At 41.8% G+C, this 510-nt stretch carries 1 pseudogene; it reads right to left on the reverse strand.

Going from position 1 to position 510, the window contains the following annotated elements:
- A pseudogene (locus tag R8N47_RS28555) lies at nt 1-494 on the reverse strand (IS3 family transposase); the annotation flags it as partial.
- Nucleotides 495-510 lie beyond the last annotated feature (16 nt).

Below are 510 nucleotides of genomic sequence, written 5' to 3' on the forward strand. Positions count from 1 at the left end.
ATGCTCATGATGTTCACAACGAGATTGAGTTTGGCATTGCTTATAATAAGCTTGGCGAGAGATTTGTACTAACTGACAAAACTTCGTAACGCTCAAACCTACTATGGTTTTCTCTTGGACAACGCTTCTTTGTGCTTTTTTGTCACTCTAACACCATAGTCACGTTCCATAACGTTCACGACAGCTTCAAAGAAGTCGGCTTTGAGTTGAGCATCTTCGAGCTGCTTTTCAAGCTCTTTAATACGTTGCTCTGGTGTAGGAGGTGAATTGAACTCGGTCATAGAGTCTCCTTTGGACATAAAGTTAGGTGTCCCTTTAGACCAATCTAGTCGACCATGCTTACGAAGCCAAACCAAAACCGTAGAGCAACCTTGGATGCCATACTTCTCTTGGGCTTGTTTGTAAGTGAGGCTTCCTTTTTCAACCTCATCAACTACAGTGAGTTTAAAAGCGAGGGAGTAATCGCGCTGAGTTCTTTTAGTTGTTGATTTCATAACACTCTCCAATTTT

This window comes from Vibrio sp. 2132-1 (assembly GCF_033344315.1).